The sequence below is a fragment of the Actinomadura sp. NPDC048032 genome (assembly GCF_040653175.1).
Lineage (GTDB): Bacteria > Actinomycetota > Actinomycetes > Streptosporangiales > Streptosporangiaceae > Spirillospora > Spirillospora verrucosospora.
Genome location: NZ_JBEZJP010000490.1, coordinates 1 through 5,644 on the forward strand (window position 1 = coordinate 1; position 5,644 = coordinate 5,644).

Consider the following 5,644-nt stretch of genomic DNA (forward strand, 5'->3'; position numbering starts at 1 on the left):
GCCCGAATGAGGGTGCGGTGAGCGTGACGAAGGCCGCCGGGTGCCGGGTGACGGTGTCCGGGTTCCACGAACCGCCCGGCTACGGGGTGGTGCTGAACCCGGACAAGTGGGCGCCGCTCACGCTCTCGGCCGACGACCGCGTCATCGTGCTCGCCGAGAACTGAGCGGGACCCGGGGTCAGCGGAGCGGCGGGCCCAGTTCGTGCCCGGCCCGCACGGCGCCCGCGACGCGCTCGCGCAGCGCCAGCTCGGCCTGGCGGGCGTCCTCGGCCATCCCGCGGATCTCCTCGCCCGCCAGGGCGTCCCCGACGGTGCTCGCCAGCAGGTCCCGGTAGCGGGCGTTCTGCTCGGGCAGCCCCTGCAGGACGCCGGCCTCGTGGTAGGCGTCGTCGGCCTCCCCCGCCCGGCGCGCGTAGGCCTCCAGCGCCTCGATCCGCCCGGTGACCGAGCGGATCGACAGCTCCAGCGCGCGGTCCTGCGGTTCCAGCAGGGCCCGGACGCGCGCCGAGAGGCGTTCCGGCCGCTGGGCGCGGCGCTCCCGGCGCAGCCGCGTGTGCTCGGCGAGGGCGCCCGCGATCGCCCACTCCTGGCGCGGCAGGACGACCGCGTTGTTGATGTCGTCGAGCAGCCCGGCGCCGTGCGCCCGCGACCCGAGCACGGCGTCCACGGCGCGCTGGGCGCGGACGAGGAGCCCCGAGGCGGGCTGGTCGAAGTCGGCCGGCAGGAGGTAGCGGCCGTGGTGCTCGCGCGCGGCGCGGGCGGCGGCGGGCTCCCGGACGTACCGCAGCGCCCCGGCGACCCAGGCGGCGAAGCTCGCGGCCGCGAGGACGACGGCGGCCTCCACCTGGCCGAGCAGCAGCAGGAGGACCTGCACGGCCGGGACGACCATCATCGCGACCACGGGCAGCCTCCCCCAGCGCACCGCGCCGCCCACCAGCTCGTCGTCGTCCAGCGAGGCGACGAAGCAGACGCGCAGCCATCCGCCCGGCAGCACGCCGTAGAACAGCGCGAACGCCGGGATCCACACCAGCCGCGCCGCGACCGTGCCGGTGCGCAGCCGCGGGGGCGCCGGTGCGGGCAGGCAGGCCGGGACGAGCCGCTCGGGCGCGGCGGCCAGCAGGGCGCGCTCCTCGCCGCCGATGCCGGGATCGAACACCGGGCGGGGACGGTATCGCTCGGTCATCGCCACTCCCCTCCGCGTCGGGAACCCTGTGCCGGACGGTTTCGAGCCTTCCACGCGGGGCCCGGCCGTCTCCGGGTTGTCACGAGATCCGGACATTCCTGCTGTCCCTGGGCATCCCTCCTCCGGTACCGGCTAGTCCTGCAGCTCCGCCCAGACCTCCCGGTCGCGCTCGGCCGTCCAGATGCGGGGGCGTTCGATGCCGTCCAGCTCGTCCCAGAGGCGGGAGACGTCGAAGGGCAGGCAGTGCTCGAAGATCGGCCAGCCGCCGTAGGCGGGGGCGAGCGCTGCGTGGACGGCGGCGAACGCGTCCCTGAGCGCGCCGCCCTCCCGCCGGACCCGTTCGACCTCGCCGATCATCGTGGTGAGGAAGTCGCGGGTCTGCCGGACGGCCGCCTGCACGGCGTCGCGGCCGTGCGCGACCGCCCCGCGCCCGCCGACGAGGGTCTCGGCCCCGAAGGAGTGGACGTGGTCGAGCGTGCCGGACGCCCATTCGCGATGGAACGCGTCACCGGTGTAGAGCGCGGCCTGGGTCTCCACAAGGTCACCGGCGAACAGGATCCGGTGCCGGGGCAGCCACGCCACGATGTCGCCCTCGGTGTGGCCGCGCCCGCAGTAGGCCAGGTCGAGGTCGCCGCGGTCGCCGCCGAGGTCGATGGTGAGGGTGCCGGTGAACGTCACGGTCGGCCAGGTGAGCCCCGGGATGCCGTCCGGGTCCTTGAACAGCCGGGGCATCCGGCCGTACTCCGACTCCCAGTCCTGCTTGCCGCGCTCGGCGATCAGCGCGCGCGTCAGGTCGTGCGCGACGACCACCGGGGCGCCGAACGCGCTCGCGCCCAGCGTGCGGACGGCGTGGTAGTGCGACAGGACCAGGTAGCGGATGGGCTTGTCGGTGTGCTCGCGCAGCACGGCGAGCCAGTCGCGCGCCGCGGCGGGCGTGGCGAGGGCCTCGAAGCAGACGAGGAAGTCCTCGCCCTCCACGGCCCCCACGTTCGGGTCGCCCTCGGCCGTGAGCGCGTACACCCCGTCGGCGAGGACCTCCAGCGTCTGCGTCCTGTCGCTCAGGTCCGCGGACGACGCGAACGGTTTCGGCATGGGCGCCCCCTCGCGGTTGTGGCCCCGGCCTCTTCGCCTGCACTGCGGTTCGCCTGCACAGTGATTCATTCCACGCAGAGCGGTCGATAACCGTCCCGCCCTCCGGGGAGGGACGGCCCGGGCGGGGGTAGGAGGGGTCTCGAAGGTGCCGCGCGTGAGGAGGAGGCCCGGGTGAACGCCGCGCTCGGACTGCTGGCCGTCCTCGTGCTGACCGCCGCGACCGGCTACTTCGTGGCGCAGGAGTTCGCGTTCGTCACCGCGGACCGCCCGGCGCTCGACCAGCGGGCGGCGGAGGGCGACCGGGCCGCGGGGCGCGCGGTGCGGGTGATGGGCCGGCTCTCGTTCATGCTGTCCGGCGCGCAGCTCGGCATCACCGTCACCGCGCTGGTCGTGGGCTTCATCGCCAAGCCCGCCCTCGCCGACCTGATCGCGCCGGCGCTGCGCGCGGGCGGGGTCCCGGAGGCGGCGTCCGGCGGGGTGGCGGTCGCGCTCGGGTTCGTCCTGGCCACGGTGATCCAGATGCTGCTGGGCGAGCTCTTCCCCAAGAACCTGGCGCTGGCGCGGGCGGAGTCGCTGGCTCGCGCGCTGGCCGGGTCCACCCTGTTCTACCTGGCCGCGGCGGGCCCGCTGATCAGGCTGTTCGACGTGTCCGCGAACCGGCTCGTCCGCGCGGTGGGCATCGAGCCGGTGGAGGAGCTGCGGCACGGCGCGACGCTGGAGGAGCTCGGGCACATGATCGGCGAGTCCGGGGAGCAGTTCCAGGCGGGCCACGCCGACCTGCTGGAGCGGGCCCTGGTGTTCTCCGAGCGGGACGCCGAGGAGGTCATGGTGCCCCGCGTCGACGTGGTGACCGTGCCCGCCGCGGCGCGGGCCGCCGACCTGGGCGACGTGATCGCGGCGAGCGGGCACACCCGCTATCCCGTCCTCGGCGAGGGCGTCGACGACGTGGTCGGGGTCGTCGGGCTGGAGGAGCTGGTCGCGCTCGGCCCGGACGAGGCCGCGCGCACCGAGGTCCGCGCGCTCGCCCGGCCGGCGCTGCTGCTGCCGTCGTCGCTGCCGCTGCCGGAGGTGGTGCTGCGGCTGCAGGGCGCCGGCGAGCCCCTCGCCTGCGTGGTGGACGAGTACGGCGGCTTCGCCGGCATCCTCACCTGGGAGGACGTCGCCGAGGAGCTGGTCGGGGAGATCGCCGACGAGAACGAGCCGGGCGAGGACCTCGCGATCCGCAGCGGCGAGTGGTGGACGACCGACGCGGGGCTGCGGATGGACGAGGTCGCCCACGAGACCGGCATCGCGCTGCCGGAGGGCGACTACGAGACCGTCGCGGGGCTGCTGATGAAGCGGCTCGGCCGGGTCGCGCGGCCGGGCGACGTCGTCCGGGTGCCGCTGGCCCCGACCCGGCTGGACGAGCCGGCCCGCACCGCCGTGGTGGAGGTCCTGACCGTCCACCGGCACGTGCCGGAGCTGATCCGCATCCGCACCGTGGAGGAGGACGGGTGAACCTCGGGCTGGGCGCCCCGGTCACGCTGGCGCTGTTGGCGGGCAACGGCTTCTTCGTCGCCACCGAGTTCGCGCTGGTGGCGGCGCGGCGGCCGCGGCTGGAGCGGGCCGCCGCCCGCGGCGGGCGGGGGGCGGGCGCGGCCGTCGCGGGGATCGACGAGCTGTCGGTGACCCTCGCGGGCGCGCAGCTCGGCATCACGATGTGCTCGCTCGGCCTCGGCCTGGTGTCCGAGCCGGTGTTCGCGGGGTCCCTCACGCCGCTGTTCCACTCCGCCGGGCTGCCGGAGGGCGCGGCGCACGCCGTCGCGTTCGTCCTGGCTCTGGCGCTCGTGACGTTCCTGCACATGGTCGTCGGGGAGATGGCGCCGAAGTCGTGGGCGATCGCCGACCCCGAGCGCTCGGCGAGCGTGCTCGGCCTGCCCTTCCGCGCGTTCGCCACCCTGGTGCGCCCGGTGCTGGCGGCGCTGAACGGCGCGACGAACCTGCTCCTGCGGCTGGTGGGCGTCCGCCCCGCCGACTCGCGGGAGGTGTCGCGCACCCCCGAGCAGCTGCGCAGCATCGCCCAGGAGTCGCGGAGGCTCGGGCTGATCGGCCAGAGCGAGCTGACGCTGCTCACCGCCGCCCTGGACGCGCCGCGCGCCCCGCTGGCCGACCTCGTGGTGCCGGTCTCGGACATCGTGTCGGTCCCCGCGTCCGCGACGCCGCAGGAGGTCATCGACGCGTCGGCCCGCACGGGCCACATCCGGCTCATGCTGCGGGGCGCCGGGCGACCGGGGCAGGCCCGCATGGTGCACGTCCGGGACGCCCTCGTGGCCCGCGCGCGGGGCCGCGCCACCCCCGCCGGGGACCTGGCGCATCCCGTTCCGGCGATGCCGGTCGGCACGCCCGTGGGCGAGGCGGTCGCGATCCTCAAGGCGGGGCACAGCCACCTCGGTCTCGCCGTCGGGCCGGACGGCCGCGTCGCCGGCCTGGTCAGCCTGGACGACCTGCTCACCACGCTGATGGCCGTGCGCTGACCGTCGAAAGCGTCAACATTGGTTGACACGCCTCGGATGTCAACCTACATTGACAGCCATGAGCGACGGAGTGACGCTCGCCCAGGAGGCGAGCAGCCGGGACCCCGCGGTGGGACTGCGGGCCGTGCGCGCGCTGCGCGAGCTGGCCGAGCGGTTGGAGGCGCTGCAGGTCGCCAGCGCCCGCGACCAGGGCTGGTCCTGGCAGGAGATCGCGGTCTGCCTCGGCGTGAGCCGGCAGGCCGTCCACAAGAAGCACGGCACCGGCCGCCGCCTACTCAAGAAGGAGCAGTAGACGATGTTCGAGCGTTTCACCGCGGACGCGCGGCAGACGGTCATCGGGGCCCAGGCCGAGGCGCGGGCGCTGCGCGACGGCCGCATCGGCACCGAGCACGTCCTGCTCACCCTGGCGGGAGCCGAGAACGCCACCGGACGCGTCCTGCGCGAGCACGGACTCGGCCCGGACGACCTGCGGGCCCGGATCGTTCGGCTCAACCGCGCGGGCGGCGACGTCCTCGACCCCGACGCCCTGCGCAGCATCGGGATCGACCTGGACGCCGTCCGCGAGGCCACCGAGCAGAGCTTCGGCGAGGGCGCCCTCGACGCGCCGGCCGGGAGGAGCGGCCGGTTCCGCCGGGGTCACGTCCCCCTCACGCCGCACGCCAAGAAGGCGCTGGAGCTGAGCCTGCGGCACGCCCTCCGGCTCGGCCAGAAGGAGATCCGCAGCGGCCACCTCCTTCTCGGCGTCCTGCACGACGGCGACTTCTCGTCGGTGCGGCTGGCCGCCGAGGCGGGGGTGGACGTCGAGGAGCTGCGCGCCGAGATGAGCCGCCTGCTGGCGGCCAAGGCGGCCTGACCGC

Annotated in this window: 6 protein-coding genes and 1 pseudogene; 5 read left to right on the forward strand and 2 right to left on the reverse strand. The window is 75.4% G+C overall.

What is annotated here, in order from left to right; translation table 11 throughout:
• Positions 1-177 precede the first annotated feature (177 nt).
• On the reverse strand, positions 178-1,182 hold the full coding sequence (locus AB0C69_RS37160) for a hypothetical protein (RefSeq protein ID WP_360360349.1): 1,005 nt from the start codon (positions 1,180-1,182) through the stop codon (positions 178-180).
• Positions 1,183-1,314: 132 nt separating this feature from the next.
• Entirely contained in the window at positions 1,315-2,274 is a 960-nt protein-coding gene (locus AB0C69_RS37165; RefSeq protein ID WP_345175233.1) for an MBL fold metallo-hydrolase, read from the reverse strand.
• Between the two features lie 171 nt (positions 2,275-2,445).
• On the opposite strand from AB0C69_RS37165, the gene AB0C69_RS37170 reads away from it, so the two are divergent.
• From AB0C69_RS37170 to AB0C69_RS37190, 5 genes and pseudogenes are all read left to right on the forward strand, one after another.
• A complete protein-coding gene (locus AB0C69_RS37170) occupies positions 2,446-3,771 on the forward strand; it encodes a hemolysin family protein (protein ID WP_360360352.1) in 1,326 nt (441 codons plus the stop codon).
• Positions 3,768-4,787 carry a hemolysin family protein gene (locus tag AB0C69_RS37175; RefSeq protein ID WP_360360355.1) on the forward strand — a complete coding sequence of 340 codons (1,020 nt, stop codon included), beginning with the start codon at positions 3,768-3,770 and terminating at the stop codon, positions 4,785-4,787. Before AB0C69_RS37170 ends, AB0C69_RS37175 begins: the two co-directional genes overlap by 4 nt.
• A 58-nt stretch (positions 4,788-4,845) precedes the next feature.
• Positions 4,846-5,079, forward strand: a complete 234-nt coding sequence (locus tag AB0C69_RS37180; protein WP_345175238.1) for a helix-turn-helix domain-containing protein — start codon at positions 4,846-4,848, stop codon at positions 5,077-5,079.
• Between the two features lie 3 nt (positions 5,080-5,082).
• A pseudogene (locus tag AB0C69_RS37185) lies at positions 5,083-5,259 on the forward strand (Clp protease N-terminal domain-containing protein); the annotation flags it as partial.
• Positions 5,260-5,265: 6 nt separating this feature from the next.
• A complete protein-coding gene (locus tag AB0C69_RS37190) occupies positions 5,266-5,640 on the forward strand; it encodes a Clp protease N-terminal domain-containing protein (RefSeq protein WP_360360359.1) in 375 nt (124 codons plus the stop codon).
• The last annotated feature ends 4 nt before the right edge of the window (positions 5,641-5,644 follow it).